16 protein-coding genes are annotated in these 16,881 nt (G+C 39.7%); 10 read left to right on the top strand and 6 right to left on the bottom strand.

Translation table 11 applies throughout. From position 1 onward, the window contains the following. Window positions 1-75: 75 nt before the first annotated feature. Both G4Y78_RS10130 and G4Y78_RS10125 read left to right on the top strand, forming a co-directional pair. Window positions 76-933 carry a hypothetical protein gene (locus tag G4Y78_RS10130; protein ID WP_163832909.1) on the top strand — a complete coding sequence of 286 codons (858 nt, stop codon included), beginning with the start codon at window positions 76-78 and terminating at the stop codon, window positions 931-933. A gap of 74 nt (window positions 934-1,007) precedes the next feature. Further along, the gene (locus G4Y78_RS10125) at window positions 1,008-2,414 is read left to right on the top strand and encodes an ArsB/NhaD family transporter (RefSeq protein ID WP_163832908.1); all 1,407 of its coding nucleotides are present in this window, start codon (window positions 1,008-1,010) and stop codon (window positions 2,412-2,414) included. Between the two features lie 27 nt (window positions 2,415-2,441). Here the strand turns inward: G4Y78_RS10125 and G4Y78_RS10120 are convergent, their stop codons facing one another. Next, the gene (locus G4Y78_RS10120; RefSeq protein ID WP_163832907.1) at window positions 2,442-3,377 is read right to left on the bottom strand and encodes an AEC family transporter; all 936 of its coding nucleotides are present in this window, start codon (window positions 3,375-3,377) and stop codon (window positions 2,442-2,444) included. A gap of 202 nt (window positions 3,378-3,579) precedes the next feature. On the opposite strand from G4Y78_RS10120, the gene gcvA reads away from it, so the two are divergent. Together gcvA and G4Y78_RS10110 are read left to right on the top strand one after the other, a co-directional pair. Further along, complete coding sequence (gene gcvA, locus G4Y78_RS10115; protein ID WP_163832906.1) at window positions 3,580-4,473, top strand: transcriptional regulator GcvA; 894 nt, start codon at window positions 3,580-3,582, stop codon at window positions 4,471-4,473. Between the two features lie 289 nt (window positions 4,474-4,762). After that, the gene (locus G4Y78_RS10110) at window positions 4,763-4,969 is read left to right on the top strand and encodes a cold-shock protein (protein WP_163832905.1); all 207 of its coding nucleotides are present in this window, start codon (window positions 4,763-4,765) and stop codon (window positions 4,967-4,969) included. A gap of 151 nt (window positions 4,970-5,120) precedes the next feature. Here the strand turns inward: G4Y78_RS10110 and G4Y78_RS10105 are convergent, their stop codons facing one another. Both G4Y78_RS10105 and G4Y78_RS10100 read right to left on the bottom strand, forming a co-directional pair. Continuing rightward, a complete protein-coding gene (locus G4Y78_RS10105; RefSeq protein ID WP_163832904.1) occupies window positions 5,121-5,627 on the bottom strand; it encodes a DUF4336 domain-containing protein in 507 nt (168 codons plus the stop codon). Between the two features lie 15 nt (window positions 5,628-5,642). Continuing rightward, window positions 5,643-5,801, bottom strand: coding sequence for a hypothetical protein (locus G4Y78_RS10100; protein WP_163832903.1), 159 nt, complete (start codon window positions 5,799-5,801; stop codon window positions 5,643-5,645). Between the two features lie 794 nt (window positions 5,802-6,595). On the opposite strand from G4Y78_RS10100, the gene G4Y78_RS10095 reads away from it, so the two are divergent. Then, the gene (locus G4Y78_RS10095; protein WP_163832902.1) at window positions 6,596-6,868 is read left to right on the top strand and encodes a hypothetical protein; all 273 of its coding nucleotides are present in this window, start codon (window positions 6,596-6,598) and stop codon (window positions 6,866-6,868) included. A 26-nt stretch (window positions 6,869-6,894) separates the two neighbouring features. Here G4Y78_RS10095 and glpK read toward each other — a convergent pair whose 3' ends face one another. Next, entirely contained in the window at window positions 6,895-8,382 is a 1,488-nt protein-coding gene (gene glpK / locus G4Y78_RS10090) for a glycerol kinase GlpK (RefSeq protein WP_163832901.1), read from the bottom strand. A 115-nt stretch (window positions 8,383-8,497) separates the two neighbouring features. Here glpK and G4Y78_RS10085 point away from each other — a divergent pair, with 115 nt between their 5' ends. The 3 genes from G4Y78_RS10085 (at window position 8,498) to G4Y78_RS10075 (ending at window position 11,541) form a co-directional block, all read left to right on the top strand. Beyond that, complete coding sequence (locus G4Y78_RS10085) at window positions 8,498-9,256, top strand: DeoR/GlpR family transcriptional regulator (protein ID WP_163832900.1); 759 nt, start codon at window positions 8,498-8,500, stop codon at window positions 9,254-9,256. A gap of 183 nt (window positions 9,257-9,439) precedes the next feature. Next, the gene (gene glpD, locus G4Y78_RS10080) at window positions 9,440-10,954 is read left to right on the top strand and encodes a glycerol-3-phosphate dehydrogenase (protein WP_163832899.1); all 1,515 of its coding nucleotides are present in this window, start codon (window positions 9,440-9,442) and stop codon (window positions 10,952-10,954) included. A gap of 347 nt (window positions 10,955-11,301) precedes the next feature. Further along, window positions 11,302-11,541: an amino acid ABC transporter substrate-binding protein gene (locus G4Y78_RS10075; RefSeq protein ID WP_163832898.1), complete on the top strand. Its 240-nt coding sequence runs from the start codon at window positions 11,302-11,304 to the stop codon at window positions 11,539-11,541. Between the two features lie 82 nt (window positions 11,542-11,623). Here G4Y78_RS10075 and metE read toward each other — a convergent pair whose 3' ends face one another. Then, a complete protein-coding gene (gene metE / locus G4Y78_RS10070) occupies window positions 11,624-13,927 on the bottom strand; it encodes a 5-methyltetrahydropteroyltriglutamate--homocysteine S-methyltransferase (protein WP_163832897.1) in 2,304 nt (767 codons plus the stop codon). Between the two features lie 155 nt (window positions 13,928-14,082). On the opposite strand from metE, the gene G4Y78_RS10065 reads away from it, so the two are divergent. Next, entirely contained in the window at window positions 14,083-15,015 is a 933-nt protein-coding gene (locus G4Y78_RS10065; RefSeq protein WP_163832896.1) for a LysR family transcriptional regulator, read from the top strand. A 377-nt stretch (window positions 15,016-15,392) separates the two neighbouring features. Here the strand turns inward: G4Y78_RS10065 and G4Y78_RS10060 are convergent, their stop codons facing one another. Further along, window positions 15,393-16,046, bottom strand: a complete 654-nt coding sequence (locus G4Y78_RS10060; RefSeq protein ID WP_163832895.1) for a GNAT family N-acetyltransferase — start codon at window positions 16,044-16,046, stop codon at window positions 15,393-15,395. A 223-nt stretch (window positions 16,047-16,269) separates the two neighbouring features. Between G4Y78_RS10060 and G4Y78_RS10055 the strand changes: the two genes are divergently transcribed. After that, entirely contained in the window at window positions 16,270-16,878 is a 609-nt protein-coding gene (locus G4Y78_RS10055; protein ID WP_163832894.1) for a carboxymuconolactone decarboxylase family protein, read from the top strand. Window positions 16,879-16,881 lie beyond the last annotated feature (3 nt).

The raw sequence follows: 16,881 nt of genomic DNA, 5'->3' as shown, positions 1-16,881 counted from the left end.
AAGACCCGTTAGTTTGAAATGAAACTCAAGTTTAATCAACATGATACTTTTATTGAATAAAGTTAAGGACCCATTATGTCATCAGTTGACCAGTTTGAAAGTGTATTCAGATCAGCAGTAAAAGATGTCTATCATTATAAACCAGTGAAAATTGAATCTGTTTTATTGATTACTGATCAAACTGAAGAGAATAGTGCAAAAATTAAACAACAACTGCAGCAGTTTTCACCACAGCTGAGTACTAATAGCATCCAATGGCATTTAAGTATTGGTGAAACACCAAAAACTACAGAAGCACTTTTGCAAGAAGCTGAAGCAATTAAACCTGACCTGATTTGTAGTTATCGAAATTTATACAGTAATGCCTGGCAATTTCCCCATAGTTTAGGGGAGCATCTAGATGTATTACTACAACGTACGGCAATACCAGTATTAGTTATTCCACACCCTAAAGCCAGTTATGCCAGTGAGCACGCTTTAACAAAAAGCACTTCCGTTATGGTAGTAACTGACCACCTCACCCTTGACCACGATTTAGTCCATAATGCTGTTGCGTTTACAGCACCGGGGGGTAGCCTACACTTGAGTCATATTGAAGATGAGGTCTATTTTAAGCGGATTATTAAAGCAATCAGTAAAATTGCCACTATAAATACTGACGATGCAGAAGAAAAGCTGGCAAGACAATTACTAAAGGAGCCTCACGATTTTATTAGCTCATGCCCACCCGCGTTAGCTGAAGCTAATATTAATCTTAATGTGATCGAGCATGTGAAGTTTGGTCACCATATTAAAGACTATAAAAGTTTAATTGAAGAATATGAACTGGATTTGCTAGTAATGAATACCAAAGATGAAGACCAACTGGCAATGCATGGTCTAGCCTATCCATTGGCCATTGAGCTACGACATATTCCATTATTAATGCTATAGATCTGCCTTTTTCTCATTTTAGCCTGTGTTATTTTGATGAGATTTTAAGAACAAGATTTTTAGGAAAATAGCAAATGAGCAATACCCAACAAGTGGCCTCTGAGCTTGCCACCCATAGTGTTCACAGTGTCAGTACTGGGGTCACCATTACATTTGTGATTATTTTGGTGCTAATGATTGTTAGCTTGGCCCTTGAAGAAAAAATTCATGCAAAAAAGTCACTGATTGTGGCTGTATTTGCTGCAATCAGTCTGCTATTAGGTGCTTTTTTTGAGCTGTTACCCTTTGGAAGTATTGCCTTACCGAATGGCCATGAGATTAACATGCCGGTATTTATTCCTGCTGTTGACTGGGGGGTGATCGCCATTATTTTAGGGTCCAGTATTTTTGTTGATGTGACCTCCCGATCGGGACTATTTACTTGGGTTGCAATCAAACTTACTAAAGCATCCGCAGGTGATCCGCTAAAATTGCTGTGGTATTACGGGATGATGACAGTTATTTTTTCTGCTGTGCTGAACAATGTGACGGCAATGATTATTGTTGGTTCATTAACCGCCGTATCACTGAATAAATTAAATCGCTCAGAAAAACTGCTTGGGTTCTTATTAATCCAAGGCCTTCTCACTAACATTGGTGGTTTATTAACCCTAATTAGCTCAGTACCAAACATCATTGTGGGAAATACTGCTGGTATCAGCTTTGTTGCTTTTTTCTTGAAAGCCAGTCCTTATGTGTTGGTTGCAACTGTCATCACATTATGGATGGGTTCCAAATTATTCGCTATTCAGTCTTTGGCCTCTGAAGAGGAAAAAAGTCAAGCCAAAGAGCTTGTGGCTAGCTTTGATGAACGTGATGGTATTGAAAGCAAGCGATTTTTTCAGTTTGCAGGGGTTATGTTAATTATGTTTATCTTAACCATTGCCACAACATCCATATTGCCATTAGTGAAAGATTTAGGAATGGGGTTCGTCGCACTTGGTTTTGCTACGGTAATGATGATTCGTTACAAATCAGAAGTTGATCAGTTTTATAAAGCTGTCGACTGGGACTTAATTACGTTCTTCTGTGCTTTATTTGTAGTCATTAATGTAATGGAACATGCACAGGTGTTGGATTTAATCGGGAAAGGCATTACAGCACTCATTGGCACAGAAGAAACAGCCGTTGGTACCAGTATTCTATTAATACTCTCAGCTATTTTTAGCTCTGTTACTGATAATATTCCTTTAGCCGCAATGTTAGCCAAAATTTTAGATACAGCGAGTACAGCCAGTGACTCGTCCCTTTGGTGGTCAGTGGTATTTGGTGCCAACCTGGGTGGTAACTTAACCCCTATTGGCAGCGCATCTACATTGGTGGCAGTGACAATTATGCATAAGTACGAGCTTTCTTTATCTTTTGCCGGTTTCGTCAAAAAAGCGCTACCATTTGCTGTATTACATATTATCTTGGCAACAGTTTATGTACTAATAGCCTAAAAAACTAAAAGGGGACAAAGTACCCTTTTAGTTATTCATCAAATATCCCGGTAATATTGCCAGATACAAAGGGATCATAATAATTCCCAGAGCTGTGCTGGTGAGCACAGCAATTGATGCTTTTTGTGGCTGTACATTCAATTCAATTGCTAATGCAATGGTATTAGCAGCCAAAGGCACCACAGCCACTAATAACATGACAAAAATAATTTGCTGGTCAAGCCACTGGGTGTACTGCTGGTCTACAAGTATTAATATCGTTATGATAAGTGGCCAGCAAATATACTTGCTAAATGTAGTGAATAAAATTAACCGCCAATCAATATGCTGACGCCCTACATTAGCTAATGAAAAACCTATTAGCATCATCCCCAGCACTGTGTAAGCCCCTTTAAACACAGCCAGCTGTCCCATAATACTACCAGGCAAAGATAATTCAGTTAAATTAAGTATTAGCCCTGCGCTAAATGCATAAATAAAAGGAATTTTAGCTAACTTCAGCAAGCTTTTCTTTACCGAAAAACGACCTCTTGCTGCAATGTAAAAGCCAACCGTATATTCGTAAAAGGTAATCCCCAGCATTGAGAAAATTACCAGAGCGACACCATTATCATCTAAAACAGCCATGGCAACAGGTAAACCGAAATAACCTGTATTTGCAGTACTGCAGGATAAAGCAAACAGGTGTTGAGTATTGTCTTTCCAACAACGCTGCCCTACTCGCAAGCCAAGCAAACCAAATACTATACAAATCACAAAGAAGATGATTGGCACAGCCAAGTAGGCTGGGGTTAAATCTGCTTTCGCTGTGCCACTAAAAATAACTATAGGTGACAACACATAAAGTAATAGTGTTGAAATTGTTTTCAGCTCAATAGTAAAACAACGGCCAATAATAAAGCCCAATAATACCAAGAAAAATAAAAAGCTTACTTTTTCGAGTAAGAAAAGGAAGTCAACCACGGCCACTCCTATGAGTATCCCTGACTAAAAGGTTAAAAAGAAAAGGGTAATCTAAACTGCTAGATTACCTCCCAAAATGGGTAAACATATCCAGGGTTAATTAGACGTGATTGCCAAGGCTCAGACAAACGATTAAAATGAACAGCATCATGAGAAAAACTCATACTTACGTTTAAAGCTGTTGTTGTGGTATTAAAGTCCTATGCCCCGTTTCCTTCCTTCTCTTAACGCATTGAAAGCCTTTGAAGCCGCTGGTCGCCATCAAAGCTTTACTCTTGCAGCCCACGAACTATTTGTCACTCAAGGTGCTATTAGTCGGCAGGTCAAGCAGTTAGAGGAGTTTTTAGGGTTTTCTTTGTTTGAACGGAAAGGCCAAACCTTACAACTCACCACAGCGGGCAAACAGTACTTGGGTTCTATTATAGAAGCCATGGACTTGTTGGATGAAGCCACTCAAAGTTTAATCCAACAATTTCGGCCGAATGAAATTCTCACTGTCAGTATGCTACCTTCACTGAGTTCCCATTGGCTGATTCCCAAAATCAATCAATTCAAACAGCAACACCCTCACCTACAGTTAAATATCATTACCAGTGACAATACCGATGCTTTGTTTGAAGAAAATGTCGATATTGTCATTCGTAGCAGCAAAGACAACTATTGGCCTAAAGTTAATGCAACTTGGCTAATGAATGAAACATTAATTCCTATTTGTAGTCCTGACTTATTACAAAAAGACTACCCAATCAATACAGCAAAAGACTTCCAGCACTATACGTTACTCGAACATACTTCTAGAAAACACATGTGGCGTAATTGGTTCCAACAGCATAATTGTGACGAGCCAAAAGAAAAGCGACTGGGCTTTGAACACTATTTTATGTTGATACAAGCAGCGCAAGAAAAACTTGGCATTGCATTAGTCCCTCGTTTTCTAGTTGAACAGGAACTGAAAAAACAGTTATTCATATCTCCTATTTCATCTCCTTGTACCAGCCAATACAGCTACTACCTTATAACCCGCAAAATGCAGCAAGTTCCACAAAAAGTCAGTCTGTTTAAAGAGTGGATTTTATTTTTGTGTCAGTCACTGTAAAATTAATATCAAAAAAATTAAAGGTAGTTTCCAATATTAATGATAGCTAATGAGTAGGACTTACATTTACCTTTTTTCAACCATTGCCTATACTGGTTACGCTGAAAATGAAAACAGTACTATTTATGCAAAACAGCTCGAAGGCCCACTGTTGTACCTCGTCTCGTTCTACATAAGTAACATCTGCAATTCTCAGCATTGGCTCAACTTTGAGCTATCTCATCATTGGTTTTAATAGCCAAAGCAGCCACCAACAAGTTTGAACTGGTAAAGCTTCTGGAGTAATTAAATGTCCACTAATTTTGGTCATGTAAAATGGTTTAACGAGACTAAAGGGTTCGGGTTTATTGAGCAAGACAATGGCTCGGATGTATTTGTTCATTACAGTGCGATTAGCGGTACTGGCCATCGAACCCTAATTGAGGGCCAAAAAGTTCAGTTCAATATTAAGCAAGGGCAAAAAGGCCCTCAAGCTGATAATGTAACTGTACTTTAATTAACTCTCCTTATCCTTTTCCCCTTATATGGCTGCCATCTTTCCAGATTGCAGCCCTTTTATTATAAAAATATTACTAGTGGTTCATGTACAAAATAAGGTAATAGTTTCTCCTATTTCTTGATCGAGAGATCAGCTATTTAAAATATATTCATATATTTAACCAGCTAACTGCTTCCTTCAGTTTATTCTGCCCAGCCTGTTCAATCACATCACCATGTGCCATTACGATGCGCTCAAAGTTCCAGTGTAATATTTGACGTAATTGCTCCCTGGCATGGGTTTTATTACGCATTAACAAGCGAAACATTCTGCTCATGGCCAATTTTCCTAACACCCCGGACAAACGTAAATAAAGACTGAAAAGAGATCTATCGACTTTTTGAATATTACACACCAGGTCAGTCACAATTAGACTATTACTTGCCGGATGAAAAAATACCACCTCATTTAATATTGGCAAAGCAGTAAAGACAAAGTGACTAAGTTCACTCTGCCATGGTTGAAAAGACTGATTATCAAATACATAGTCAAATGCCAGGTCCCTACGCTTCGCTGGTAACCCAGGAGCCACCAATAAACTAGCATCAGGAAAATGTTGCTTTGCCTCCTCAGCATAAAGGTGATGCATTAAGTTAGGTGCTACAATATACGTCACATGACCTAATTGATTTCACGCATCAACCATTGCTTCTTCTATGGCCACCGGACTAATTAACACTAACGTATTATTCGATAGTCGAACCACTGTCATTCGAAGAGCAATATCAGCTCCTAAAAAACGCATATCGCTTTCTACTGTCCATAGATTTTCTGCAAGCTTTTTTAGCATAATAGTGTGTTAACTCTAGATACCAAGAAAATGTGGAAAAATATTAGCACCGTTATGCATTAATCGCTATCTCTTGATCAGTAAACAGATACCTTTTTTAATCTTTTTAACTTTTGCTAACCATTGGAACTTTTTAGTCTCGGTATGAGAGGGATGACTAATTATATCATAGTCGTACTCATTTTTTATTGAATCTTCTTCAAAAGTGCACGACTAAAGTCGCCTTATTTTATAATTTTTTCCTAATATTTATTGTTGTTATTTTTTATTAGCTACTGATTATTATCGAGGATCAGTTCATCATGAAAATTACACTCTAAATACTGCCAACCACCAACAAAGCGGATTATATGTTTAATGCATTGTGCATCAATAAAAAACTTTCTCTTAGTTGGATTTTACTTACATTTAACTTTATGTCTAAAACCTGAGAATTTATCAGTTTGACTTTGCCAAGTTTGGTTAATGAACTATATAACTGTTGCATCATCTTATCACCTTAAGTTGCTTGATTATTTCTTATTTTCAAACGCACGATTAGGTCAAAGACTTCACTGTCCCAACATAAACAGACCTGGATATAATTAAAACAACAAGGTGAATCATCAAAGAGGAACTGATACAATTGAACTGTCTATTTACTAGCCAAACACAAAGCATCTAAACTGAACGCAAAACAACCAAAGCTGACTAAACCATCACCTATACAACCAATTTAAAATACTATTTCGGGATGATGGTTTATAATTAAGCCTATGATCAACTGAGTAGACTTCATGAAACAAGGTAAGATTATGAAATGGAGCCTAATACCCTTATTATTACTGTGCTTTTCCGGCGCTATTGCAGGCCCCAAAGCAACTCAGCCCCTACCCAAGTGGGCAGTTAAACTGAACTGTAAAGGGTGGTCCGACTGTTATGCCGTCAATAACGGCAGTTATGGCAACCGTGACAAAGCCAAAAAATTTACAACTCAGCATGAGGCTTTGCAGTTTGTAAAAACATTCACTACAAGCTTGCAACGACTAAATCCACAAGTAGTAGAAATTCATCTTGCCCGAAACTAACGTTTTTGTTCGGGCAAGCTAGCTCTTTATCCTTTGTTACTTTTTACCCGTTGCACAGCTTCTTGCCAGCCCTGATAGAGTTTCTCTCGTTGCACTTGCTCCATACTCACTTCAAACCTCTGGTCAGAATGCCAATAGTTAGCAATGTCATCCACTGACTGATATATCCCTTTATAGAGTCCAGCTAGGTAAGCTACACCAAGTGCTGTCGTTTCAGTAACCTGTGGCCGCTCGACTGTCACCCCTAAAATGTCGGCTAAAAACTGAACCATCCAGTTGTTTACCACCATTCCCCCATCCACTCTTAAGGTTGTAGGAACAACGCCATCCGCGGCCATCGCATTCATCAGGTCTTTAGTTTGATAGCAAACAGACTGCAAACCTGCAGAGACTATTTCTGCGATACCGGTATCTCGCGTTAAACCCATAATGGCCCCTCTGGCATGAGGGTCCCAATAGGGAGCACCTAACCCAGTAAAAGCCGGTACCATATACACCCCATGACTTTTTTTCGCTACTTGAGCCAATGCTTCTGTAACATTGGCGTGAGGAATTAGCCTTAACCCATCTCGCAGCCATTGCATCGCTGCACCTGCAATAAAAATACTGCCCTCAATAGCGTAGCTCACTTTGCCATTAAGCCGATAGCCGATAGTAGTTAACAATCGATTTTCAGACTGTATCGCCTGTTCACCAGTATTCATAATGACAAAGCAACCTGTTCCATAGGTGCTTTTTACCATTCCTGGCTTAAAACAAGCCTGCCCCACCAGTGCAGCCTGCTGATCACCTGCCATCGAATAAATAGGAATTTCTCCTCCAAACAAGGTGCGTTCTGTTACACCAAAATCAGCACTGCAATCCATTACTTCCGGCATTAGGGCAACGGGAACATGGTGAAGTTTTAATAACTCTTCATCCCACTGCTGCGTATGAATATTAAACAACTGAGTTCGAGAAGCATTAGTAGCATCAGTCTTATGGCTTTTACCACCAGTTAATCGCCATAGTAAAAAAGTATCAATGGTGCCAAATAATAATTTTCCCGATTCAGCATTTTCTCTTGCATCAGGTACATTTTCTAACAACCAGTTTACTTTCGATGCTGAGAAATAAGGGTCTATTAATAGACCCGTTTTTTGATTAATAACCGTTTCCTTACCGGCTCGGGTTAATTTTTCGCAATAATCCGCAGTGCGCCTGTCTTGCCAGACAATTGCATTATAAATAGGCTTACCTGTCTCCCGGTCCCACACGACCGTTGTTTCACGCTGATTAGTAATACCGATTGCCGCTATATCCGCTGCCCGCAGTTTGCCTTTTTGCATCACTTGCTGACAAACCTGTAAAGTAGTTATCCAAATTTCCTCAGGATCATGCTCAACCCAACCGTCATCGGGATAATATTGTTTAAACTCCTGCTGCGCTTGCCATAGTGGTAGGCCTTTTTCGTTAAAAATAATTGCCCGAGAGCTGGTGGTACCTTGATCAATAGCCAAAATATAGGTTGACATGCTTACTCCTTTTTTTATTCCTTACCAGCAAGTACCAATCAATTTAATGATGACTTTATCTTAAATAAAAGAGTATTCTTCCACCACTCAAAAATGGTGGTTACAGAGATACACTATGACACAACAACACCGACATCAAGAAATTGTAAATTGGGTTATTCAACATGGTTATGCCAGCATTGATGACTTAGCCCATCATTTTAGTGTTACTCCCCAAACCATTCGACGCGATCTGAATAACCTGGCAAATACCGGTAAAATTATTCGTTATCATGGCGGTGCTGTGTCACAAACCAGTACGCAAAATACGGCTTATCATACCCGCCAAATTATGCAGTTAAACGAAAAAAAGCGAATAGCCAAACAACTAGTTACTTATATTCCCAATCATGCATCGCTTTTTATTAACATTGGCACGACTACCGAAACCATTGCCAAAGCCCTGTTAAAGCATCAAGGGCTAAAAATTATCACTAATAACATTCACGTGGCCAGTTTGTTTTGCAATAAAACTGACTTTGAAGTCATATTAGCCGGAGGTCAGCTCAGACAACCTGATGGAGGTATTGTAGGGCAAGCCACAGTGGATTTTATCCAACAGTTTAAGGTGGATTTCGGTATCATCGGCATTAGTGGTATTGACGCCGATGGGGCATTGCTTGATTTTGACTACCAGGAAGTAAAGGTTTCACAAGCTATTATTAATAACTCTCGCGCCGTTTATTTAGCAGCAGACCATTCAAAGTTTGGTCGTAACGCCGTAGTTCGTTTAGGCCATATCACCCAAATCAGTAAGGTATTTACTGACCACTGTCCCTTCTCTAAGCTAAAACAACAGTTAAATGACTATAACGTCGAATTAATCGAATGTTGACTTATACACCTCATAAAAAGACTTAATACACTTTTTATCGACTTCTCGTAGTATTTTTTCTAACCCAACCTTTCAGCTTGTATTTACTAATGGTCACACGTTAAACTCAGGTAATGTTCTTTTTCGAAAATAATGTTCGAAATCTTACATGCAAGGTTTTTATTAAAAGGAAACATGTGCTTTATGGATGCATTAGTCGGCAATAGCCCAACAAACCCTATAGATCTGATTATAATTGGTGGCGGTATCAACGGTGCCGGCATTGCTGCCGATGCAGCAGGACGTGGTTTAAAAGTGCTTATTTGCGAACAACAGGATTTTGCTTCCGCTACTTCATCAGCCAGTAGCAAGCTGATTCATGGTGGTTTACGCTATTTAGAGCATTATGAATTTAGACTAGTCAAAGAAGCCCTACAGGAGAGGGAAGTATTATTAAAAATAGCGCCTCACTTAGTTAAACCTATGCGTTTTGTTCTACCTCACCAGCCTCATTTACGCCCAGCCTGGATGATTCGCACGGGTTTATTTTTATACGACCACTTAGGTAAGCGAGAATCACTAGAGGCCTCTCGTGGCGTACGATTCGATGAAGACTCTGCATTAGATGAGAAAATTAAACAAGGCTTTGAATATGCTGACTGCTGGGTCGATGATGCCCGACTGGTTATCAGTAATATCATATCCGCTTATCAGCATGGTGCTGATATTCGAAATCGAACATCCTTTGTGGAAGCATTTCGCGAAAACGGTTATTGGAAGGTGGTATTACGCAATGAGCTAACTCAAAAGCTAACCACCCATTATTGTAATGGCATTGTCAATGCTGCTGGCCCCTGGGTAGCAAATGTATTGCAAAATAATATCCATACCCAATCGCCCTATAAAATCCGCCTAATAAAAGGCAGCCATATTGTGGTACCTAAGCTACATGAAGGTTCTGAAGCTTATATTTTGCAAAATAATGACCAACGGATCGTTTTCGTTATTCCTTATTTAAATGACTTCTCACTAATTGGTACTACTGATGTTGAATACCAAGGAGACCCTCGGCAAGTAAAAATCTCAGCTACAGAGGTTGATTATTTGATTAATATTATCAATAGCCACTTTAAACAACATATTAGTGAAGCTGATATTGTTTATAGTTACGCCGGTGTTCGCCCTTTGTGTGATGATGAATCCAACGATCCTTCCGCCATTACCCGAGACTATACCTTAACGCTCAGCAATCAAGATAATAAGGCTCCTTTATTGTCAGTTTTTGGTGGCAAAATTACAACCTACCGTAAGTTAGCTGAAGCAGCACTGGCAAAACTAACCCCTTACATTACTAATATGGGTGAACCTTGGACTCAAAACACACCATTACCAGGGGGGGATTTAACAGAGGGTATCTCAGGTTTACAAAAACAATTACAACAAAACTTTCCCTGGTTAGAGGAAAAAATGATTAACCGCTACGTCAGTAGTTATGGCAGCCGTTGCATGCTATTTCTTAATGGCATTCAAGGCCCAGAAATGATGGGGCCTTATTTTGGTGCTGGCTTATACGGCTGTGAAGTTGATTATTTAGTTGAACATGAATGGGTAAATCACATTGATGATATTTTATGGAGACGAACTAAAACAGGTATAATGATTAACCGTAAACAATTTAACCACTTGAGTTACTACTTAGAAAAGTGGCACCAAATATAGTCTAAGCGAATGGTTATTGAGGCGAGCGATGAGTTCCAGTAGCACTTTTATGTAAATTAAAGCCGCTACCGCAAGCCTTGCTGTATCAGACTTTCCCCTATGAGTTTATATTTTAATATAATGATTAGGGTGACAGTTAAATGCTCCTTGCATTTTGCTATAGAGTGGATAGATCAACCAGATAAAGTGGTATACAGTGACACCATTATGCGGATAAAAGATGTTGTCTGGTCACTCGTATAGGCCATCACTACCCATCATTACAGCCTTACTTTGACAACAAACAAATCATTAAGTAAGAAACCAGCTCTAATAAAAATGTACTTAGACTAGTTACTAAAAAGCGGGTGCCCATAGGCATTGTTGCTCAACTGACTGGCCAATGGTTAGCTCAACAAGATGACTGGACAGCTGATTTATATTTTTCAGAACAAGAAGTTAATGGTGTTGACTATCGTTTTTTATTGAACAAAAAGTGGAAAAACCTTATTCCAGAGATTAATAAAACATTAAATAGCATAAAAAGGAATGGTACTTTAACATCTATCGTTAACAGGTACACTCAACAAAAGAAAGTGGCGAGCTAATCTTTTTAGTGAATGTAAAATAATTCTCATTAAACAACAAAGATTGTATCATCTGCCGAAATCTCGGCAGATGACTTCATCACTAACTCGCTTGATATTCCTCCCGCAATTCTTTAGCAACTGCTACCATATTTGCTAATGCCTGTTCTGTTTCGCTCCAATCACGGGTTTTTAAACCACAGTCAGGGTTAACCCAGAGTCGTTCCAGGTCTATTTTATTGGCTGCTTTTTTCAGTAGTTGTTTAATCCAGTCTTGACTTGGGATATTCGGTGAGTGAATATCATAAACCCCTGGGCCTATTTCGTTTGGGTATTCAAAGTTTTCAAAGGCATCCAGCAGTTCCATATCAGACCGGGATGTTTCAATTGTAATCACATCTGCATCTAACGCAGCAATTGCTTCAATAATGTCATTAAATTCGCTATAACACATATGGGTGTGAATTTGCGTTGTATTTTCTACTCCACAAGATGCAATTTTAAAACAGCGCACTGCCCAATCTAAATATTGTTGCCATTCCGCTTTTCTTAAAGGTAAACCTTCCCGAATAGCCGGTTCATCAATTTGAATAATATGAATACCTGCTTTTTCCAAATCCTGTACTTCGTCACGTAAAGCCAAAGCTAACTGTAAGCAGCTCACTTCACGACTAACGTCTTCTCTTGGGAAAGACCAGCAAAGCATGGTCACAGGGCCGGTTAACATGCCTTTTAATGGTTTATTCGTTAAGGTTTGCGCATAACGAATCCATTCAACTGTCATCGGCTGCTCCCGCTTAATATCCCCTAAAATAATAGGCGGTTTCACACACCGGGAACCATAGCTTTGGACCCAACCATGCTGGCTAAATAAAAAGCCTGACAATTGTTCTCCAAAATACTCCACCATGTCGTTACGCTCAGCTTCGCCATGCACCAACACATCTAAGTCGAGAGTTTCCTGACGATGTACGGCATCTGCAATTTGCTGTTTCATTTCGGCACGGTATTCAGCTTCCGTTAATTTACCTGCTTTAAATGCTTTCCTGGCCGCTCGAATAGCTGTGGTTTGCGGAAACGAACCGATGGTGGTTGTCGGTAATAAAGGCAGTTTTAATTGCTGACGTTGTAATACAACTCGCTGATTATACGGCTTTTGACGTATTGACATGTTAGCATCAATAGCTTGAACACGCGCTTGTATTGTTTCATCATGAATACGACCAGAGTTGTTTTTCTCTTTAAACGCTGCCATTGATGCTTCAATAGCGGCTGTAATTTCCGTTGAGTTATCACCTGCCAACGCTTTGGCCAATACAGCAATTTCCTTATTTTTTTGCACTGCAAATGCCAACCACTGACGAACATCATCAGCGAACTGTTGTTCCTGATTTAAATCAACGGGTGAATGCAACAGTGAACAGCTTGGTCCTACCCACAACCGATCACCAATGCGTTGCTTAACGGGTTGTAACCGCTCTAGCCATTGCTGTAAATCCGTGCGCCACACGTTTCGGCCATTGACAACCCCAACAGACAACACTTTATAGGCAGGTAAACGATCTACAACTGATGTTAACTGCTCTGGTGCTCTTACCAAGTCAATATGCAGCCCTTCAGTCGGTAAGTTAATTGCAGTACCTAAGTTATCCCCTAATGCCCCAAAATAAGTCGCTAGCAGTATATTTACAGGTGTGCTTTGCAGACGGTTATAAGCGGTTTCAAAACCCTGGCGCCATTCATTGTCAAGATCCAAGGTTAAAATCGGCTCGTCTAATTGAATCCATTCAACCCCTAAATCAGCTATTTTAACTAATAACTCGCCGTACACGCGAATCAACTCATCCAGTAGCGATAGCTTATTAAAGTCACTGCCTTTTGCTTTTCCTAACCACAAATAGCTTAACGGACCTAATAATACTGGTTTAGGCTTTAACCCCTGCTGCGCTGCTTCTTTTATTTCTTCTAATAATTGGCTACTGGAAATAGCAAAGGATTGGTTTTCCGTAAACTCTGGGACAATATAATGGTAATTGGTATCAAACCACTTGGTCATTTCACAGGCAGCGACTTCACCTTGTTCATTGGTGTCACCCCTGGCCATCTTAAAATACAGCTCCAAACCTACTTCGCTTGGTATTTGTTTAGCATCAGCTAAAAACCGCTCAGGAATAACACCCAGAGTACAAGACAGGTTCAGTACTTGGTCATACCAAGCAAAATCACCGACAGGCACATAGTCAAGCCCAGCCTCTGCCTGCCATTGCCAATGCTGTTGCCTTAGTTTTTGACCCTCAGCCAGCAACTGTTCTTGATTCAGTTTCCCCCGCCAGTAGGCCTCAACCGCTTTCTTTAACTCCCGCTGTTTACCAATACGTGGAAAACCTAAACTGTGTGCAATTGTCATGTCATCTATTCCAAGTTAGCCTGTTCACTCAATGGACCTTAGTATGAAAATCACTTACACTTGAATCAAACTCATTTTATTAATATTCAACTTGAATAAAATTGAACTTATAGGCGTTCACGTTCCTTAACTCAGCAAGTACAGAAGTCCTCGTTATGCTTGAAATGCGACACCTTAAAACCCTGTCTACTTTAAAAGAATCTGGCAGCTTAGTAGAAACAGCAGAGCGCCTGCACTTAACCCAGTCAGCACTATCCCACCAGTTGAAAGACTTGGAAGAAAAAATCGGTTGTCAGCTATTTATCCGCAAAACTAAACCATTACGTTTTACCACTGCAGGCAAAAGGCTGCTTAACTTGGCTCAAGATGTGTTACCACTGGTTCGCTCCGCTGAGCGAGACCTCAGTCGCCTAGCAGGTGGTGAGGCAGGTAGGCTACATATGGCAATTGAATGTCATAGTTGTTATCAATGGTTAATGCCGACCATTGACCAGTTTCGCAATAACTGGCCAGAAGTCGAAATGGATTTGGCTAGCGGCTTTAATTTTGCCCCATTACCAGCTCTAGCCAGAGGTGATTTAGATTTAGTCGTTACAGCTGACCCTCAAGGCATTACAGGTATTAGCTACATTCCCTTATTTAAATACGAAAGCCTGCTGGCCATTGCCAACCAACATCCGTTAGCCAATAAGGCATTTATTGCCCCCTGTGACCTGGTTAATGAAACCTTAATTATTTATCCCGTTGAACATGATCGGTTGGATATTTTCAAACAATTTTTAGATCCAGCAGGTATTGAGCCCGCCCATATTCGAACCGCCGAGCTGACATTAATGATGATTCAATTAGTTGCTAGTGGTAGAGGGGTTTGTAATTTGCCCAATTGGGCACTGACGGAATATTTAGAAAAAGGTTATGTACAAGCTAAACCACTTGGCCCTGAAGGTGTTTGGGCAACGTTATATGCAGCTGTTCGAGATGATCAATTAAACACCCCATTTATGAAAGACTTTTTATTAACAGCAAAGGATGTTTCTTTTGAAGCACTATCAGGCATTAAAATAGCAGACACAACGAGTGCTCTTTAAACATTACCCAGTGCGAAGGATTGTTAGGTGAGGCCATCGAGTGACGAAGTCTCATGAGTCTATATAAATAGGTGATTAGGAGCGATGATAACAAAACCTAGAAATGATTCGCGACAGGTAAAAAAAAGCCTGCTAAATATTAGCAGGCCTATACTCTATCTAGGAGATAAAATAACTTAACTTAATAGAACACATATGTTCTAACTACAACCTCACTTGCACCTGTTGCAGATGCCGCTCTATGTTGGCAAAAACTTACTGTTAGTTCTATATGAGGTTTGTAACCAAAAGAAACGATTTGTAATAAAACCAATAAAGTGGCAGCAAATTGATTGTCTAACCAGTCAAGTTCAGAGTATTTTAACTAACTAACAAAGCTACCCAACAATGTTTCTTGACTGAGCCAGCTTATACAACAAGTTTTGTTTTACCGCTGGCCATTCACTTTCAATAATGGAAAATACGACTGTATCTCGATAAACACCCTCAGCTGTTTGTTGATGATTACGGAGAACCCCATCCTGTTTGGCCCCCAAACGTGCAATGGCTGCCCGGGAAGCCTGATTGTGCCAATGGGTTCTGAATTCGACAGCAATTACCTTGAGCTGCTCAAAAGCATGGGTTAACAGCAAGCTCTTAGCTTCGGTATTTATTGCCGTACGCTGGAAGCGTTTAGCATACCAAGTGTATCCTATTTCCAAACGTCGATTTTTCTGGTCAACATTACAAAACCGAGTAGAACCAATAACCGTATTTGATTGCTTATCACGCACAACAAACGGCAAGGCTGCTTGTTGTTCCGCCATCATCAGTGCTGTTTGCACATAACTGACCGTCTGATCAGGAGAAGGCACAGAAGTAAACCATAATTGCCATAATTCCCCATCTGTTGCTGCATTCTGCAAAGACGACACATGCGCCATTGATAAGGGCTCTAACGTTACCTGATTACCAACTAGAGTAACAGGGGCTATGCAATTACTTCCTGTTTTATGATTATTATTGCCACTGCTATCACTTCTAATGTTCATTAACTACCCTCTTAATAGAGTCTATATCTAGTCCTGACCTATCGTACTGCTACTGTTAAGTAGCCCCGCCTAACTATAGCAACATTCCTGTAACAGTAACTTAAGTTAGTTTTGTTGGGTAGCCTCTTCATTTCCAATATCAAAGGCTAAGTGTGTGATATTGAAAATTATTAGCTACTCTTGAGCTATTATTGACAACATGTAAGAACCTAAGGATTAGGTTATGACCAGAATATCTTATATTGATAAGCCGACTGATTTATCTGGCGAACAAAAAGAAGCTTACGACTATATTAATCAAAGCCGTAAAAAAGTAGTTGGTATTTTTTCATTTTTATTAAATAGCCCATCGATTGCTAAACTGACTGCCGACCTGGGTGCTTATTTACGCTTTGACTCAATATTGCCTGCAAATATTAAAGAACTCGTTACCTTAGTAACACTCAGCGAAAATTATTGCCAATTTGAATGGTCTGGCCATGAAGGGTATGCATTAAAAGCGGGTGTTTCACAATACACTATTGACATCATTAAACATAAGCATGCCTTAACAAACTTAAACCCAAAAGAGCAAACCATTATTCGTTATGGGCGTGAACTGATAAATAACAAACGAGTCAGCTCAACTGTTTTTTCAGAGCTAAAAAAACTATTCAATGATGTAGAAATTACTGAAATTACAACATTAATTGGTTATTACTCTATGGTTGCCTGTTCATTAAACGCTTTTGAATTAGGCCCACAACCAGGTAAACCTGCATTGTCAGAACCAACAATTAAACAGCCGTCAAAATCAACCAACCAAACAGCAACTGAAGAACAATCAGCATAACTC

Origin of the sequence: Spartinivicinus ruber, from assembly GCF_011009015.1 — a bacterium.
Taxonomy (GTDB): domain Bacteria; phylum Pseudomonadota; class Gammaproteobacteria; order Pseudomonadales; family Zooshikellaceae; genus Spartinivicinus; species Spartinivicinus ruber.
The sequence above is the reverse complement of the archived record's forward strand: the minus strand, read 5'-3'. Positions and strand labels throughout refer to the sequence as shown.